Genomic DNA, 17,022 nt, shown 5'->3' with positions numbered 1-17,022 from the left:
TCCTCCTCCCCGGACGGCCGCTCCCCACCGCACCCCCGCACCCCCTACGACAGGAGCACGACCCGTGCGTCTCATCCTGCGCAACCTGGGGTTCTATCTGCTCGCCTTCTGGGCCTCCCTCACCCTGAACTTCGTGCTCCCGCGCTTCATGCCGGGCGACCCGGTCTCCCGGATGTTCGCGCAGGCCCAGGGCACGATGCAGCCCGACCAGATAGCCCAGTTGCGGAAACTCTTCGGCCTCGACCACCGCCCCCTGTGGGAGCAGTACCTCAGCTACATCAAGAGCGTCTTCACCGGCGACCTCGGCATCTCCATCACCCGCTTCCCCACCCCGGTCACCGACGTGATCGGCTCGCAGATCGGCTGGACCCTGCTTCTCGGTGGCGTCGCACTCGTCATCGCGGCCGTGCTCGGCAACCTGCTCGGCATCGTCGCCGCCTGGCGGCGCGGCGGCGTCCTCGACTCCGCCTTCCCGCCCCTGCTGATCTTCGTCGGCTCGTTCCCCTACTTCTGGCTGGCCATGGGCGCGCTGTACCTGTTCGGGGTGAGCCTCGGCTGGTTCCCCATGCGGCACGCCTACGACGTCGGACTGACCCCCGGCTTCAACGGCGAATTCCTCTCCAACGTCGCCACCCACCTGGTGCTGCCCGCGCTGACCATCGTGCTGGTCTCCATCGGCGGCTGGATGCTCGGCATGCGCAACACCATGATCGCCACTGCGGCCGAGGACTACATCACCATGGCCGAGGCGAAGGGGCTCAGTCCCTCGCGGATCATGTTCCGCTACGCCGCCCGCAACGCGCTGCTCCCCTCCGTCACCAACTTCGGCATGGCGCTCGGCTTCGTCGTCGGCGGCGCGCTGCTCACCGAGGTCGTGTTCGCCTACCCCGGCATCGGCTACCAGCTGCTGATGGCCGTCCAGGGCCTGGACTACCCGCTGATGCAGGGCATCTTCCTGACGATCACGGCGGCGGTGCTGATCGCGAACTTCCTCGTCGACCTCGTCTACGTCCGCCTCGACCCGCGCGTCCGCGTCCGATGAAGGGGGCTGCCGACATGACCGCCATCGAGATCGCGACGGCCACCACGCCTACCACCCCCGCACGCACCTCCCGCCGACGCGGACTGGTGCGCCAGCTCATCGACAGCAAGAAGGCGTTGACCGGTCTGATCCTGCTCGCCGTCTTCGCGCTGCTGGCCCTGCTCGCACCCGTCCTCGCACCAGGCGACCCGTCGCTCATCAACTCCACGGGCAGTCAGGCCCCCTCGGCCGCACACTGGCTCGGTACGACCGCCAAGGGTCAGGATGTGCTCGCCCTCACCCTGTGGGGTGCGCGCAGTTCGCTCTTCGTCGGGTTCACCGTGGGGCTCGTGGCGACGGGCGTCGCCATCGTCGTCGGCCTCGCCGCCGCGTACTTCGGCCGCATCGTGGACGACGCGCTGACCCTGGTCACCAACATCTTCCTGCTGCTGCCTGGCCTGCCGCTGCTCATCATCCTGGCCGCGTTCCTGCCGCCCGGGACCTCCACCGTGATCCTGGTGCTCGTCGTCACCGGCTGGGCGGGCTCGGCCCGGGTCCTGCGGGCGCAGGCCAAGTCGATCCGGGGCAAGGACTTCGTGGCCGCAGCCGTCGTCACCGGGGAGCGCCCGCTGCGAATCATGTTCCTCGAGATCCTGCCCAACATGGCGTCCGTGGTGATGACCACGCTGCTCGGCTGCGTGATCTTCGGCATTGGCGCCCAGGCCGGCCTGGAGTTCCTCGGCCTCGGCGACAGCAGCGTCGTCAGCTGGGGCACCAACCTGTACTGGGCCAGCAACGACGGCGCGCTGATGACCGGCACGTGGTGGGCCTTCGTCCCCTCCGGACTGTGCATCGCGCTCGTCGCCTTCGCGCTCGCGCTGGTCAACTACGCGGTCGACGAGATCACCAACCCGAGGCTGCGCAACCGCCGTGCCCGACGTGAGAGGAGGGGCTGAGCCATGGAACCCGTACTTGAGGTGAGCGGCCTGCGCGTCGAATACCGCAGCGACGGACGCACCGTCGTGGGCGCCGACGACGTCTCCTTCTCCATCGGCGCCGGAGAGATCTTCGGCCTCGCCGGGGAGTCCGGCTGCGGCAAATCGACCATCGCCAACGCCGTGATGCGGCTGCTGAAGCCCCCGGCGGAGATCACCGCCGGCAGCATCCGCTTCCAGGGCAAGGACGTCCTCGCCCTGGACCCACGGGAGCTGCGCTCCTTCCGGTGGCAGGAGATCGCCATGGTTTTCCAGTCGGCGATGAACTCCCTCAACCCCGTCCTGACCATCGGCGAGCAGATCGTCGACATCTTCACCACCCACGAGAAGCTCAAGAAGCGGCTCGCGCGGGAGCGGGCCGGCGAGCTGCTTCAGCTGGTCGGCATCGACCCGGGAAGGCTGAAGGCGTACCCGCACCAGCTCTCCGGCGGCATGCGCCAGCGCGTGGTCATCGCCATGGCCGTCGCACTCCACCCCCGGCTGCTGATCATGGACGAGCCGACCACCGCGCTCGACGTGGTCGTGCAGCAGGAGATCATGGCGCAGATCCGCGACCTCCAGCGGGAGCTGGGCTTCTCCATCCTCTTCATCACCCACGACATGTCCCTGATGATCGAGCTGTCGGACCGCATGGGCGTGATGTACGGCGGACGGATCGTCGAACTCGCCGACGCCAAGGACCTGTTCGCGGGGCCGCTCCACCCCTACACCGAAGCGCTGATGAACGCCTTCCCGCCGCTGGCAGGCCCGCGCCAAGAGCTCACCGGCCTCTTCGACGCCCCGCGCACCGCCGACAGCTGCGGCTTCCACGTCCGCTGTCCCGAGGACCGCTCGGACTGCTCCATGAACATCCCCGACCTGCGCGAGATCGCCCCCGGCCGGTGGGTGGCCCAGAGTGCCCAGGGAGCCCCGCGATGACCCAGCCCCTGCTGTCCGTACGCGGTCTGACCAAGGACTTCCAGGTCGGCACCGTCTTCTCCCGGCGCCGCGTCCGTGCCGTCAACGACGTGTCCTTCGACCTGCCGGCCGGCCGGATCACCGCCCTGGTCGGCGAGTCCGGCAGCGGCAAGTCCACCATCGCCCGCTGCCTCGCCCGCCTCGAACAGCCCTCCGCCGGACAGGTACTGCTCGACGGCCAGGACATCCTGCGCACCGAGCCGCGCCGGGCATCACGGGCGTACCGCCGCAAGGTCCAGATGGTCTTCCAGGACCCCTTCGGCTCACTCAACCCCGTCCACCGCATCGAGCACTTCCTCACCCGGGCCCTCGTCCTGCACGGCCACTCCGCCACACCAGAGGCGCTGCGCGAGCTGATAAAAACGGTCGGCCTGACCGAGGACATGCTCCAGTCCTACCCGCACGAACTCTCCGGCGGCCAGCGTCAGCGCGTCTCCATCGCTCGCGCGTTGGCGGTGGACCCACGCCTCATCCTGGCCGACGAACCGACGTCGATGCTGGACGTCTCCGTGCGCGTCGGCGTGCTCAACCTGATGCGGCGCCTGCGCGACGAGCGGAACATCGCCATGCTCTACATCACCCACGACCTGGGCTCCGCCCGCTACCTCGCGGACACCACCATGGTCATGTTCGCCGGCGAACTCGTCGAGGGCGGAGACGCGTTGGCGGTGATGGACGCCCCCGCCCACCCCTACACCCGCCTACTGCTGTCCGCCGTACCCGACCCCGAACGGGCCCGCAGCTACGACCCCGTCGAGCGCGCCAGGCTCCGCGAGGCGATCCTCAACCCCACGTCCTGTCCCTACGGCGACGACGGCGCGTGCAGCCGCACCGAGCCCGTCCGCCACATCGTCGGCGAGAACGACGGGCAGCCCCACTGGGTGCGCTGCCACCTGCGCGCACCCGCCTCCGACATCGCGCTCCGCGTCCTGAAGGCCACCGACCGGCCGGACGGCGAGGCCACCGACGACACCGAGAAAGCGGAGACCACCGCCGCATGACCCACGACCTCACCCTCCCCTCCGGCAGCCACACCGCCGAGGGGCTGGACGAACGCGCCCTGCGCGACCCCCACCGCCCCCGCTTCCACTTCACCTCGCCCGGCGGCTGGCTCAACGACCCCAACGGGCTGAGTCACTGGAACGGCGTCTACCACCTCTTCTACCAGTACAACCCGCTCGCCGCCGCCCACCACCGCATCCACTGGGGCCATGCCACCAGTACCGACCTCGTGCACTGGGCCGATGAGCCAGTCGCCCTGGTGCCAGGCTCGGACGGCCCGGACCGCGATGGCTGTTGGTCCGGTGTCCTGGTGGACGACGGGGGAGTGCCGACGCTCGTCTACTCGGGCAGGCACGGAGACCACGAACTCCCCTGCGTGGCCAGGGGATCGGCCGACCTGCGGTACTGGACCAAAGACCAGGCCAACCCGGTCATCACCGCCCCGCCCGAGGGCGTCGACATCACGGCCTTCCGCGACCACTGCGTCTGGCGGGAGGGCCAGGTGTGGCGCCAGCTGGTGGGCTCGGGCATCCGGGGCGTCGGCGGAACGGCCTTCCTGTACGAATCCGACGACCTGCGCAGCTGGCGCTACGTCGGCCCCCTGCTGACCGGCGACGCCTCGCAGAACCAGGGCGAGCTCGACTGGACCGGCACGATGTGGGAGTGCGTCGACCTCTTCCGGCTCGGCGAGGACGAGGAGGCCGGCAGCACCGACGTGCTGGTCTTCTCAGCCTGGGACGAGGGCACCACCCACCACCCCCTGTACTGGACCGGCCGCTACCAGGGCGACGCCTTCAACCCGACCGCCCTCCACCGCCTCGACTACGGCGGCCGCTACTTCTACGCCCCCCAGTCCACTCGCGACGAGCACGGCCGCCGCATCATGTTCGGCTGGCTCCAGGAGGGACGGACGGACGAGGCGAACGCGCAGGCCGGCTGGTGCGGCGTGATGTCCCTGCCGAGGGTCGTCACGCTCGCCACGGACGGCGGCCTGCATCAGGCCCCGGCGCCGGAGCTGACCGAGCTGCGGGGGGAACGCGTAGAGGTGGCTCCGGGCCGGCAGGCCGACCGGTACACCCAGCTGCCCGCCGTGCGCGGGGACCAGCTGGACATCGAGGCGACCCTGCGTCTCGCTCCCGGAGCGACCGCCCGGCTCGTGGTCCGCGAGACACCGGACGGCGCGGAACGCACGGTCGTGGAGGTGAGCAGGGCGCAGGACGGAACGGGCGGCACCCTCCGCCTGCGCCGCGAGACCAGCAGCCTCGACCCGACGGTCGACACCGAACCCCGTTACGGCGAACTGCCGTTGGGCACCAACGGGCGGGTCGACCTGCGCGTCCTCGTCGACCACTCCGCACTGGAGGTCTTCGCCAACGGGCGTGCCCTCACCGCCCGCATCTACCCCACCCGGGCCAACGAGGCCGTCGGCGTCGGCATCGGTGCCGACGGCGACGTGGACCTGGAGCGGTTCGACGCCTGGCAGATGGCGTCGGCCTTCACCGACAGACCCCGGCCGCTGTGGCCGTGACGGTCTTACACACGGCCACGGCCCGCGGGGTGGACGTCCCCCCGGGCCGTGGCCCACCCTCCCCTGCTCTCCTCAGGAGCTGCCATGAGCGTGTCCCGCCGTACCCTCCTGCTCGCCGGAGGAACCGCCGCCACCCTGCTGCCTCTCGGAGGCATCCTCCCCGCAGCACAGGCCGCCCCGAGCGCCGCCGGAGCGACGCCCGCCGCCACCCCGATTCCCGACCCCATCCCCGTCCGCGCTGGCTCCACACCGCCAGGGCGATCGACGCGGTGACGGCGGTCAGGGCCACCGGGCCCAGTGGGGTGCAGCCGAAGAAGTTGCTGACTCCCGGTGTCTCGATGAGCGCGACCAGGACAGCGGCAGAGCCGAGGGAGGTGAGGCGGACCAATGCGCTGTCACGGCGGTCCAGCAGTGTCTGGACGAGCTGGGTGCCGACCACCGCGGCCAGTGCCATCGTGCTGGAGCGGCGCGTTGTTCCGGGCGTGCCGCGGCCGATGAGCCACGCCATGAGCGCGCCCGCGCTGGTCGTCAGCGCGCGGTGCCGGATCTGCCGGAGCAGCGGCGCTCCGAGCACGGCCGACGGCGACCTGGGGTCCGACTGCTCCGCCGCCTCCTTCGGCGTGACCGCCACCGCCATCGCCGGGAACAGGTCGGTGAAGAGGTTGACCAGCAGCATCTGTCGGGTGGACAGCGGAGCCCTGCTGGACAGCAGGGTGCCGAGAACGCCGAAGCAGATCTCGCCGGCGTTGCCGCCGATGAGGATGGCGACGGCGTCCGCGACGCTGTGCCACAGGGACCTCCCCTCGCACACCGCGTCGAGCAGGACCGTCAGGTCGTTGTCGGTGAGGACGAGGTCCGCGGCGTTGCGGGCGGCGGCGGAGCCGCGGGCGCTGATGCCCACGCCGATGTCGGCGGCGCGGATCGCCGCCGCGTCGTTGGCTCCGTCGCCGACCATTCCGACCACCCGCCCCGCATCCCGCAGCGCCTCGACGACCTGTAGTTTCTGCTCCGGCGCGACGCGTGCCACGACACCCGCGTCGCGGAGCATCCGGGCCCTGCCCGACCGGTCGGCGTTCGCGAGCTCGTCCCCGGTCACCACGACCGTGTCCTCGGGCCAGCCCAGCTCGGCGGCGATCGACCGGGCGGTCTGCGGATGGTCGCCGGTGAGCATCACCGGTCGTATGCCTTCCTCGTGCAGGCCGCGCACCAGGGCCGTCGAGGTCTCGCGCGGGCTGTCCGCGAAGCCGAGCAGTCCGACGAACTCAAGGTGTTCCAGGGGTGGTTCGAGGATGTCCGAGGCGTTCTCGGCATCGTCCGGCCGGCGTTGGGCGACGGCTAGGACCCGCAGGCCCTCGCCGGCCAGCGCCTGGGCCCTTTTCCGAGGCGTGTTCGGGCAGTTCGGAGCATGCGGGCAGGACGGTTTCCGGTGCTCCCTTCACCACCAGCAGGAGTGGTCCGTCGCCGGGCCGGCCAACGGCGGCGGCGTACCCGCGGGCCGCCCCGAACGCAAGCTCCTCCGCCTGTTCCCAGTCGGGGTCCGAATCAGCCGCGTCAAGGACCGCCGCGTCGGTGGCGTGCTCCGGCGGCCCGTCGGCGTCACCGACCCGGGGACAGGCCCGGGCCGCCACGCGCAGGGTGTCGGCCGCCGCCTCGTCGTCCGCCGGGTGGCTGTGTCCTTCGGTGTCGGCCACCTTCACCAGGCGCAGGGTGTTCTCGGTGAGCGTTCCGGTCTTGTCGAAGCAGATGGTGTCCATCCGGCCGAGCGCCTCCAGCGCGCGGGGTGCCCGGACCAGGACCCCGCCTCGGCTCAGCCGCCGGGCGGCCGCCAGCTGGGCCACCGTCGCCACCAGCGGCAGCCCTTCCGGTACGGCGGCCACGGCGACGGCGACGCCCCCGCTGACCGCTTCCCTGATCGGGGTTCCGCGCAGCAGGGCCAGGCCGGTGACCGCGCCGCCGCCGCCGAGCGTCAACGGCAGAGCCTGCGCGGTTAGTTCGTGCAGCCTGGCCTGTACTCCGGCGGCCGGGGGCGTGCGCGCGGCGAGGTGGACGGCGCGGGCGGCCTCAGTGCGCTCCCCGGTGTCGACCACGAGCGCACGCGCGTGACCGGCGGCCACCGTCGTGCCCTCGAAGACCATGGAGTGCCGGTCGGCCACCGGCACGTGCGGGGTCGCGTCGGTCTGTTTCCCGGTCGGCACCGACTCCCCGGTCAGCGCGGACTCGTCGACCTCCAGGCCGTCCTCCGTCAGCACCCGGGCGTCGGCCGGAACCACGTCGTCCGTGTGCAGGTCGATCACATCGCCCGGTGCGAGGCGTGCCGCGTCCACGGTGTGTGTGTCCGGCTCGTCGGGGGAATCGGCCACCCGGGCCTGCCGTTTCTGCTCGGCAAGCAGCCCGGACACGGCCTGTTCGGCCCGCAGCCGCTGCACTCCGCCGATCAGCGCGTTCAGGTCGAGTGCGCCGACCACCAGCAGGGCGTCCACGGCCGAGCCGACGATCGCGGACGCGGCCGAGCCGACGGCCAGCACCGGGGTCAGCGGGTCTTCCAGTTCACTCCGTACGGCTCCGGCGAGCCGCCGCGTCCACCTCACCGGCGTGAGCAGCGGGTTCTGGGACGGCTCCGGGGCCTGCTGCCGCTCCTCGGGAGGTTCCCTCTCCCGCTCCTCCTCCAGCCGTTCCAGGGTTTCCCGTAGGCCGAGTTCGTGCCAGTGCACCCGGGCCCCGGGGTGCGGGGCCCCGGCCCTCGCCACGCGCAGGGCCGCCATGGTCCCCGACAGCAGCGCGGTCGCGGCGGCGCCGTCCACCGGCGCGTGCCGCAGACCGGGCAGCGCGGCCAGTGTGCCGGGCCCGCTTCCCGACTCGCCGACGGCCACCAGCAGCCCGGAGAGCGCGGCACCCGACCGGGCCAGGGTCTGCGAGCGCCGGCCCACCCGGCGCGCAGCCGGTATCGCGCTCAGCAGCCGCCAAACGTCGGGCAGTCCGTGCAGGGCGAGGGCATCGGCGCTCCAGACGACCGTGCTGTCGCCGTCGGTGAGCGCGAGCGCGATGTCACCGGCGAGCAGTCCGGCCAGCACCCCGTGGTCCTTGTGCGACCACAGCCGGGCCACCGTGATCACCGCGCCGGCGTCCTCGGGGAGGGAACACACCACGTCGTCCAGGGGCCGCCGAGCGTCCACCACCTGGTCGGCGAGGCCGGTGAAGTCCTCCAATGCCGGGTCGTCCACCAGCACGACCCGTAGTCCGGCGCGCCGGGCCGCGTCCAGCACCGGCTCCGTCCAGGGATCGGACTCTCCGTCCTCGGTGCGCACCGCGCTCGGATGCAGGACGATAGTGCCGGCCAGCTCCAGCTCCCGCAGCCGCTCCGGGTCACGGACGAGCAGGCCCGAACGGGCCAGTACGGCACCGAGCACCGCCTCGAAGGCGGTCGGCCCGTACCGGGCGGCCTTCGGCGAGCCCGCGAGCACCGCCTCCGCCGCCTCGCCCACGTCGTGCTTGACCAGCAGCGTGGCCGCCGCGCCCAGCACACTGCCGGTGAAAGCGTGCGTGGCGTACTCCTGGGCCGGGGTGGTGCACAGGTCCGGGCGCGGATGGCCGCCGTCGCCGACGCTCGGCCGGTCCGGGCGGCACAGCTCGTCCTGGCAGAGTTCGAAGGCGGCCGCCCGCGCCATCGTGTCCGCGAGCTGGCAGCCACGCAGCGCCCCGTCGAGCAGCAGCGCGGAGGGCGTCTGCCCCGCCCCGTGGGCCGCGGCGTTCGCACAGGTCAGCAGGAGATCCATGGCGTCGGCGCCCAGGTGGGCGCGCAACAGGCCACGGAAGCGGGGGTTCTCACGCAGCACCGTCACCACCGCGGTTACCGCACGCGGCGACGGCGGCAGCCGCAGGGCGTACGCGGCGACGCCGACACCGGTACCGACCAGATCGGCCGCGAGCGTCGCCAGCGCCGCCCGGATACCCTCCCGGTCGGCCGGGTGCGTGACCTCCTCGGGGCCGTCACCGGCCGCGACGAGACCGTGCCGGGCGGCGAGGCCGACCGCGTGCGCCACGACGTTGTCGGCGACCGCCTCCTCTGCCGCGGCCAGCACCAGGCGACCAAGACCCTCGTCCCAGTAGGCGAACAGGACGTCTGGGTGCTCCGTCAACGCCGCGGCGACATGCCCGGCGAGTCGACCCACCCCGCCCGCCGCCCAGGCCTGCTCCGGGTCGGCCGCCCGCAGCGCGAGGTGCGCCCGGGCGCCGGACTGCCACTGCCGCTCGGTGCCGAGCAGCGCATTGCGCGCCGCCCGCCTCATACGGGTCGCCGTGTCCAGGTTCCTGACGCCGGCTCGCGCGATCCCGGCCGCGGCGCCCGCGACCGCGCCGACTCCCGGTGCGGCGGCCCTGGCCAGTAGCCGGGGCACCGCCGACAGGGATTGTGCGGCCACGGACTGCACCGTCGGCAACCCGAGCGCCATCGCGCATCACCCCGGCCGACGTCAGCTGGTGGGCGGGGCGGTCGGGCCGTTGGGCGGGGCCTCTGCCTGCGGGGTCGTGGGCGGTGTCTCTGCCTGTGGGGCGGTGGGTGGTGTCTGCGGGGTCGTGGGCGGTGTCTCTGCCTGTGGGGCGGTGGGTGGTGTCTGCGGGGTGGTCGTGGGCGGTGCCGTTGACCCAGCCACTGGTGCCGCCGGACCGCCCGGCATCTCGTCCTCCCGTACCGGGCCCGGGGCCGGCTCTTGCGCCGTCTCCACATCGCCCATGGCCACATAGGCGCCGTGGCCCGCGCCATCCGTCGTATCCTCGGTCGCTTTCAGGGTCTGCGTGCGCTGTCCGGGCCGGGGCTGGGTCAGCCAGGCCACCGCCGCACCGGTCAGCGCGACCGGCCACTCCACCACTCCGGCCACCCCCAGCACCCCGGCTCCGGCGTACACGGCCAGCCGCCGGCCCCTGGGCGATACGGCTCCGATCTTGTCCAGCGTGTCCTCGGCGGCCTTGGTCACGATCCCGGCGCCGGGTACCTTGCGCACCGCCGAGGCCGCATTCCGCAGGGGCTCGGTGAGGGCCGAGGACGACTTCTGCTCAGCCATGACTACTCCTCGTCAATGCTGGGATCACACCTTCTGCCTTGCCGAGTGCCCCCGAACAGGTCGGACATCACCCATAAAGCAGACATTTTAGAAGTCGCGGTGGAAGCGACCTCGAATCCTCACGTACACCATTGACCTGAGCATGCCTGCATCCCTAGCTCCGTCTGCATACGTAGATGCTGTCTCTCGATGCAGGCCGCCGCAGGCCTCCTGAGCAGGCAACGGTTGGGCGACGTCGTTGCGACTTCCGTCAGTTAACGTCGCTGTCCGCCGACAGTACCTATGGCGGACACGCCCGCGTCAACAGGAGAAACCGGGCTGCAAGCGGCTCCTGCGGCCAGCACCAGGACTAGACCGCCGCGTCGATGAAGGCCCTCGTGAGGTGATGAAGTCGCGGCTGCCAACGGGGCGAGGGCTGATCGTGCAGCACGCTGCGGAGTCGTCAAACGGCAAGCTCAGTTCTGTGGGCGGCAGGGGAGTTGGCCCAGGAGTGCGACGGCGCACAGCACGGGGATAAGCGCCGCGAGCGTCCAGGTCAAGCCGGCGAACTCGGCGGCCCAGCCGACGGCGGCGGGACCGAACAGGATCCCCGCGTAGGTGAAGGTGGTGAACCGGGAGATCATCGTCGCGGCTTCCGGGCTGTCTGCCTTCGCCTGTCCGGCCGCGCTGTAGGCCAGTGGGATCAGGACTGAGGCGCCCGCTCCCGCGACGGCGAAACCACCGATGGCCGCGGCCGGGTTCGGTGAAAGCAGAACCATCGCCAGGCCGCAAGCGGCGACGAGGCCGCCGGTGCGGAAAAGGGCTGGGGCGCCGTAACGCACGGTCAGACGGTCGCCAATCACCCGGCCGACAGCCTGAGCACCGGTGTATGCGGTCACCGCCGTCGCAGCGAGACCAAGTGACGCGCCTCGGGAGTCGTGCAGGAAGATCGCGCTCCAGCCGAGGGCGGCGCCTTCAAAGACCATCAGGGCCGTGCCGGTCAGGCCGAGTGCCACGACTTGCCTGCTCCAGTCTCCGCGTCTGCTTCGGTCCCGGCCGCGCTGTGCGGGCGAGGACGTGCGGGCGCGCTCCCGCGTGCCGGTTTCCCCCAGCAGCCGTCCCAGCAACAGACCCCCGGCCAGGAGCGCAGCGGCGACAGCCACGAGGTGTGTGGCGAACGAGACACCCGCACGCTCCATGACGGCCGTGGCGAGTGAGGCCACGACCGCGCTAACGCTCCAGGCGGCGTGGCAGCCGTTGAGCATGGGTCGTCCCAGGCACCGTTCGATTGCGACGGCATGGGTGTTCATGGCTGCGTCGGTGGTGCCATGGACAGCACCGAGCGCCATGACGACCACCACAAGTTCGACGGCTCCGCCGACCAGGCCGACCAGTGCCAGCAGCACGGGCATGACGACGAGCGAGGTGCGCAGGACCGGCCGCGTCCCGACCTGTGCCGTCAGCGGTCCCACGCCCTGCATGCAGGCGAGGGCCGCCACAGCAAAGGCCATGCCGATGAGCCCGAGTTGCCCGTCGCTCAGATGGTGCTTGTCCTTCAGCGATCCGAGCCGGACGACATACGTCGACAGCGTGAGCCCGTTGAGAAAGAAGACGGCTGTAGCCGGCCACCGCCCGGTGTTCCCCGTGCTGCCCGGATGCTCTGATGTGGTCGAGCCGCCCTGGACCGGGTCGGCGGCCGTCGTTGTCGCGTGCGCCGCGGTCTGTTCCTCGGCAGTCATCGTGCGTACTCCGTCGTGTTCCACCCGTGATCCGAGGGTGCCCGGACGACAGGTGAAAATCGTATCGACATTAGCATCGCCGCAGACTCCTGCAACTCTTCGCCAACGAGCGGTAGCTCCTCGGCCCTTCGGGCCTGGACAACCCGTCCGCCGTCCCCACGCACGGTGGCCGGATGGATCCTGACTCACCCCGACCCCCTGCCGGAGAGCGAGCGGCGTGTCGTCCAGCGGGGTCAGTAGCGGGACGGTGCGCATGGTGCCTCCGGGCATGTGATGGGGAAGCCGAAGCGGGCGGCGGCGAGGCCGGGCCACAGCCGCCCCGCGGCTGCGGCAAGGCCCTGATCGATCCGCAGGGATCAACCCCGCACGCACGGGGGGCAGCCGGTCGTGGGCACGGTGGCCATGCTGGTCTTGGGACCATCCCCGCGTGCGCGGGGATGCAGGATCCGGTCGAACTCCCGCCCCGGCACGCCCTGGGACCATCCCCGCGCGCGGGCAGCAGCGTTCGAGCAGGCGGCCGCCTGAGGAAATCGCGCACCTGTGACGTCGGCTGACGCCGATACCGATGCTCAACTCATAGTCCTGAAAACGCCGTTGGGGTCGATACGCTGTCCGCCATGGCAGGTACGAGCGGGGGGATGGAAGTCCGGCTGGCCGTGGGCGGGGCCGATGCCGAGGCCCAACTGCACACGCTGCGCGACTGGTTGGCCTCTGAAGACACGCTGCGCGGCAAAGTGCGATGGCACCGTACCGCGCCGGAACCCGGGCAGATGGGCGGCGCCCTGGACGTCCTGGTCGTCGCGCTCGGTTCCGGGGGCGCGGGCGCGGTGCTGGCCCAGACACTCGTGGCCTGGCTGATCGGACGGCGTGCCGACGTCACCGTCACGGTGCGCGAACCGGACGGCCGTGAGGTGATCCTCGACGTACGGCGGGCCGCCGATCCGCACGTGGTCGTACGCGAGGTGACCGCCCTGCTCGACGCGAGCCACGGGCGGGACGCGAGCCACGGGCGGGATGTGTGACCGACCGCTGGTTCCCCGACCGCTCCTCCAGCCGTGTGCTACTGATCGGGACCGGGCAATACCGCAACAGCGAACTGCCCGCCATCGAGGCCGTGACACAGAACCTGGAATCCCTCAAGCAGGCGCTCACTCATCCCGACGTCGGTCTGCTGGACAACCCCGACCACTGCCGCGTGGTGGCCGACCCCACCGACCAGGCGAGCGTCGGCGCGGCACTGGCCTGGGCGGTCAGAGAGGCTGAGGGCTTGCTCCTGGTCTACTACGCCGGACACGGCGTGCTGGACGACGACGGGCTGCTGCACCTCGCCCTGCAGACCACCGACCCGGAGCACATCGGTTTCTCGGCGGTTCCGATGGAGCTGGTCAAGCGGAATCTCGGGCGTGCCGGCGCCAAGGCCCGGGTCCTGCTGCTGGACTGCTGCTTCTCCGGCCGCGCGGTGTCGCCCATGGCAGAACCCGGCAGCCTTCTGTCCGGCCAGCTCGACCTGACCGGCACGTACACCCTGACCTCCACGACGGCCACCGCTCCCTCCCACGCTCCGGTCGGCGCCGCGCACACCGCCTTCACCGGCGCCCTGCTGCACGCGCTGGCCGAGCCGGAGCCGCTCACGCTGGACGGGATATACGAATACGTCGACCGGGAGTTGTCCGGGCTCGGCCTGCCCCGGCCGCAACGCCGGTCGGTCGGTGGGGCTAAGGACCTGGCACTCGTACGAGGCCCGGTGCCGGCTGCTGGGTCCGCCGGGGACTCCGGAACCGCCACGGGGCGGCCGTCGGGTGAGGCGTCCTTTCCGATGAGGTACCCGACGCAGATCCGCGGCGCGGACACCTTCGCGGCAATCGCCTTCACGGTAGCGACCTTCGGAGTCTTCTGGTTGCTGCTGCACGACGTGCTGCGTTACGGGCTGCTACTTCCGGTGTGGCTGCTGGTGTGTGCCGGGTTCTACGGGAACCGCACGTACCTGTTGCCCTGGCGGGAGTTGGTGGTGAATGGCGAAGGCCTGACGGCGAAACGGAAAGACGGCAGCCGCCGGCATCGGTGGGGGCACATCGCAGCGCTGACGCTGGTGGACTCCGAGGTGCCGCGGCCGAAGGGGCGGACGTATCTGGTGGTGCGGTTACGACCGGGCGCGGAAGCCAACGACGAGGTCCACAAGCTGCCGAGCCCGGCCGGGGCACGTGTCTGGTATCTCGGCGATCTGCCAGGGCCTACCGAGGAGTTGCTGGCGGTCTTGCGCGCGTACGCTCCCGCCGGGGCGCGGGTGGAGCGCAAGCACTTTGCGGTCCCGCCGCCCCTTGGCACGCTCAGGGAGGCGTTCGAGGGCCCACGGACGACCCCGACCCCGCCCGCGGACCCGGGCCCGCCGCTCGAAGCGGGGGATGCGTACCGGGGCCCGCGCCGCCGCAGCGCCCTGCTGTTCCTGACCCTGGCCGCCGTCGACGCTGGCTCGGCGGTCTATCTCGACCGCCGCAACACCCCCGTGACCCTCAGCGGTCACACCGACGCTGTCACGAGCGTGCGCTTCAACGCGCCGGGTACCGCCCTCGCCAGTGGAAGCGACGACCGGACCGTCAAGCTGTGGGACCCGCGTACCCACGGCGAACTCAAAACGCTCACCGGTCACGAATCCGGAATCGAGTCCGTTCACTTCACGGACAACTACACCGTGGTCAGCAGCGACGGACTGACGGTGCGTATCTGGGACGTCAACGCCGTGCGGCCGCCGGTGGTTCTCCCGACGGGCTGGGTCGGGCTCCGCGACGACGGCGCACTGGCGGCAGGGCCCGAGGCCGGCGACGGGAACCGGTTGGCCGTGTGGGAGGTCAGGACCGGGCGGAAGGTGACGACCCTATCGGGCCACACCGGCAGGATCCGCGACTGCGACTGGAACGCGAGCGGCACTCTCCTCGCCACCTGCGGCGACGACGGCACCGTACGGGTGTGGGACACCCGTACGTGGAAGAGCACGGCGACACTCCGAGGCCACGAACGCGCCGTGATCAAGGTGCTGTTCGGGCCGGACGGCACCATGCTGATCAGCGGTGGCATGGACGACACCGTGCGGCTGTGGAACGGCCGCGCCTCCGTCGCGACGCTGACCGGCCACCCGGACGGGATCAGCACGCTGGGATTCGGTGACGACGGCAAAACCCTCTACTGTACCGATGGCTTCGGCACCGTACGTCTGTGGAATCTGGCCACCCGGCAGCCCACTGCCACCGTCACCACCGACTCGCTGGTCAACGGCACGGCGGCCACCAGCGGTGGAACTCTTGTGCTGGCGCAGCGCGGCACCCTGCGACTGGTCGACATGTCGACCGGACGCGGCCGTACGCTCCCCGTGCCCTTCCTGCCGTGGTCCCCGGAGCGCTCCTTCAGCGTCAACGCGGTCGCCGTCGCTCCCGACAGCCGCACCATCGCCGGCGGCTGCGACGACGACCGGATCCGCCTATGGACGAAGTCCGTCTAGAAGTCCGTCCAAGGCCGTCCAAGGCCGTCTAGACACGTCTAAGGTACGGCCTATGTCTGATAGATCGATGTCTACGGGCCGCCTATGGGCAGTCCTGCTCGGTGTCGACGCTGTGGTTACTGCGTCGACGATCGTAGTGTGGAGGCAGAGCGGAACACCGTGGACCGAAACCTTGGTCAGTTCGGGTGTGGTTGCTCTTGCGGTCCCGGTAGCCAGCCCATGGGCGATAAGGCGGACCAGGGCAAGGGTCGAGGAAGCAATGCGGCAACAGCGTTGATCCAGTTCGGTCGCCTCTGAGAGTGCTGTACGTGACGTAATGCCCGTTTCGGTCTTGGGGTTGGGTATGGGGCCCTGGTCCGCGGGGTGGGTTGGTGGTCAGGTGTGGGGCTGAGTGAACAGGCCGGGTTCGGGTTCGGTGAGGATGCCCCGGGTGACCAGGCGTTTCAGCTTGCACCGGATGCCTTCGGTGTTCTTCGGGAGTGGCCGGCCTGGTCTCTGGCCACGCCGCCGAGAGGTGATCACCCATCAGCCGAACCGCCAGGCCGGCACCCCCAGCCCTCAATCGCGCACCATGTCGTAGGGTTCGATCGGGGAGGGTCCATGAACGAGTTGGACAAGGGCAGGGCAGTCAGATTTTACGTTGTTGCTGGCATGGCGGTCGTGGTGATAGGAAGAATCGCTCTTTTCAGTCAGAGCGTCATCAACCGTGCTGGATCGATCGCCCTATTGATCTTTATAGCGTTGCTCACGCGACACATGATCACGCTCCACAAGGGCAGGAAGAAGTAGGCCTCTCCATCGGGTTACCGGTTGAGCCCGGGGAAGTGGCGCTGGGCTGGCTTTGCTGGTCACGGTAGCTAGAGGTTGGTTAGGCGGGCCTTGCCCGGTGAACGCGTCCGTGATGCCCTGGCCCGTGATCAGGGCACTGGTTGTGCGCAGCCCGGGCTGGACCGCACTGGGATCGATGACGTGGTCAATGCCAACGGCGCCATCGAGGGGGGCGGCTGGACGGCGCACTTCCATGTCCTCGTCGAGCGGCTGGCCACCTTGTGTATCGGCGTCGGCCAGGGCGTCGCCCTGCTTGAACGTCGTGGCAGAACAGAGCTTGATGGTCGGCCAAACTGGGAAACCGGCAGTCAGCCTCTACTCGGAGTTCGGTTGTTCTGCTTGCGGTCTGCTCTTGCCCGACGGTCGTGCAGGCGCAGACGAGTTGAGGGCCGCTCATGTCTCTTCAGGTGACAAGCCGGAGGG

General features: G+C 70.7%; 10 protein-coding genes and 1 pseudogene. 8 read left to right on the top strand and 3 right to left on the bottom strand.

What is annotated here, in order from left to right:
• The first annotated feature begins 64 nt into the window (after window positions 1–64).
• Genes OHB41_RS01560 through OHB41_RS01540 form a run of 5 tightly spaced genes read left to right on the top strand, consistent with a single transcriptional unit; the run spans window position 65 to window position 5,503 of the window.
• Window positions 65–1,042: an ABC transporter permease gene (locus OHB41_RS01560; RefSeq protein ID WP_093595270.1), complete on the top strand. Its 978-nt coding sequence runs from the start codon at window positions 65–67 to the stop codon at window positions 1,040–1,042.
• Window positions 1,043–1,056: 14 nt separating this feature from the next.
• Entirely contained in the window at window positions 1,057–1,977 is a 921-nt protein-coding gene (locus OHB41_RS01555; protein ID WP_266696135.1) for an ABC transporter permease, read from the top strand.
• Between the two features lie 3 nt (window positions 1,978–1,980).
• Window positions 1,981–2,934, top strand: coding sequence for an ABC transporter ATP-binding protein (locus tag OHB41_RS01550; RefSeq protein WP_266696134.1), 954 nt, complete (start codon window positions 1,981–1,983; stop codon window positions 2,932–2,934).
• Window positions 2,931–3,974, top strand: a complete 1,044-nt coding sequence (locus OHB41_RS01545; RefSeq protein WP_266696133.1) for an ATP-binding cassette domain-containing protein — start codon at window positions 2,931–2,933, stop codon at window positions 3,972–3,974. Before OHB41_RS01550 ends, OHB41_RS01545 begins: the two co-directional genes overlap by 4 nt.
• Window positions 3,971–5,503 (top strand): glycoside hydrolase family 32 protein, encoded by a 1,533-nt coding sequence (locus tag OHB41_RS01540; protein WP_266696132.1) that lies wholly within the window; start codon window positions 3,971–3,973, stop codon window positions 5,501–5,503. Before OHB41_RS01545 ends, OHB41_RS01540 begins: the two co-directional genes overlap by 4 nt.
• Window positions 5,504–5,738: 235 nt before the next feature.
• On the opposite strand, the pseudogene OHB41_RS01535 reads toward OHB41_RS01540, so the two are convergent.
• The 3 genes and pseudogenes from OHB41_RS01535 to OHB41_RS01525 form a co-directional block, all read right to left on the bottom strand.
• A pseudogene (locus OHB41_RS01535) lies at window positions 5,739–9,951 on the bottom strand (HAD-IC family P-type ATPase); the annotation flags it as partial.
• 21 nt (window positions 9,952–9,972) lie between these two features.
• Window positions 9,973–10,560, bottom strand: coding sequence for a hypothetical protein (locus tag OHB41_RS01530; RefSeq protein ID WP_266696131.1), 588 nt, complete (start codon window positions 10,558–10,560; stop codon window positions 9,973–9,975).
• A gap of 455 nt (window positions 10,561–11,015) precedes the next feature.
• Window positions 11,016–12,278 (bottom strand): MFS transporter, encoded by a 1,263-nt coding sequence (locus OHB41_RS01525; protein WP_266696130.1) that lies wholly within the window; start codon window positions 12,276–12,278, stop codon window positions 11,016–11,018.
• 617 nt (window positions 12,279–12,895) lie between these two features.
• On the opposite strand from OHB41_RS01525, the gene OHB41_RS01520 reads away from it, so the two are divergent.
• From OHB41_RS01520 to OHB41_RS01510, 3 genes are all read left to right on the top strand, one after another.
• Window positions 12,896–13,300 carry an effector-associated constant component EACC1 gene (locus OHB41_RS01520; RefSeq protein ID WP_266696129.1) on the top strand — a complete coding sequence of 135 codons (405 nt, stop codon included), beginning with the start codon at window positions 12,896–12,898 and terminating at the stop codon, window positions 13,298–13,300.
• Entirely contained in the window at window positions 13,297–15,771 is a 2,475-nt protein-coding gene (locus OHB41_RS01515; RefSeq protein WP_266696128.1) for a caspase, EACC1-associated type, read from the top strand. The genes OHB41_RS01520 and OHB41_RS01515 overlap by 4 nt, the downstream gene beginning before the upstream one ends.
• A 600-nt stretch (window positions 15,772–16,371) precedes the next feature.
• A complete protein-coding gene (locus OHB41_RS01510; protein ID WP_266696127.1) occupies window positions 16,372–16,560 on the top strand; it encodes a hypothetical protein in 189 nt (62 codons plus the stop codon).
• Window positions 16,561–17,022 lie beyond the last annotated feature (462 nt).

Source organism: Streptomyces sp. NBC_01571 (assembly GCF_026339875.1).
GTDB lineage: Bacteria > Actinomycetota > Actinomycetes > Streptomycetales > Streptomycetaceae > Streptomyces.
The sequence above is the reverse complement of the archived record's forward strand: the minus strand, read 5'-3'. Positions and strand labels throughout refer to the sequence as shown.

Bases quoted from the DNA above. Each gene is read 5' to 3' on its own strand.
- OHB41_RS01550 (WP_266696134.1), top strand. From the start codon at position 1,981: ATGGAACCCGTACTTGAGGTGAGCGGCCTGCGCGTCGAATACCGCAGC.
- OHB41_RS01540 (WP_266696132.1), top strand. From the start codon at position 3,971: ATGACCCACGACCTCACCCTCCCCTCCGGCAGCCACACCGCCGAGGGG.
- OHB41_RS01525 (WP_266696130.1), bottom strand. From the start codon at position 12,278: ATGACTGCCGAGGAACAGACCGCGGCGCACGCGACAACGACGGCCGCC.
- OHB41_RS01510 (WP_266696127.1), top strand. From the start codon at position 16,372: ATGAACGAGTTGGACAAGGGCAGGGCAGTCAGATTTTACGTTGTTGCT.
- OHB41_RS01520 (WP_266696129.1), top strand. From the start codon at position 12,896: ATGGCAGGTACGAGCGGGGGGATGGAAGTCCGGCTGGCCGTGGGCGGG.
- OHB41_RS01555 (WP_266696135.1), top strand. From the start codon at position 1,057: ATGACCGCCATCGAGATCGCGACGGCCACCACGCCTACCACCCCCGCA.
- OHB41_RS01545 (WP_266696133.1), top strand. From the start codon at position 2,931: ATGACCCAGCCCCTGCTGTCCGTACGCGGTCTGACCAAGGACTTCCAG.
- OHB41_RS01530 (WP_266696131.1), bottom strand. From the start codon at position 10,560: ATGGCTGAGCAGAAGTCGTCCTCGGCCCTCACCGAGCCCCTGCGGAAT.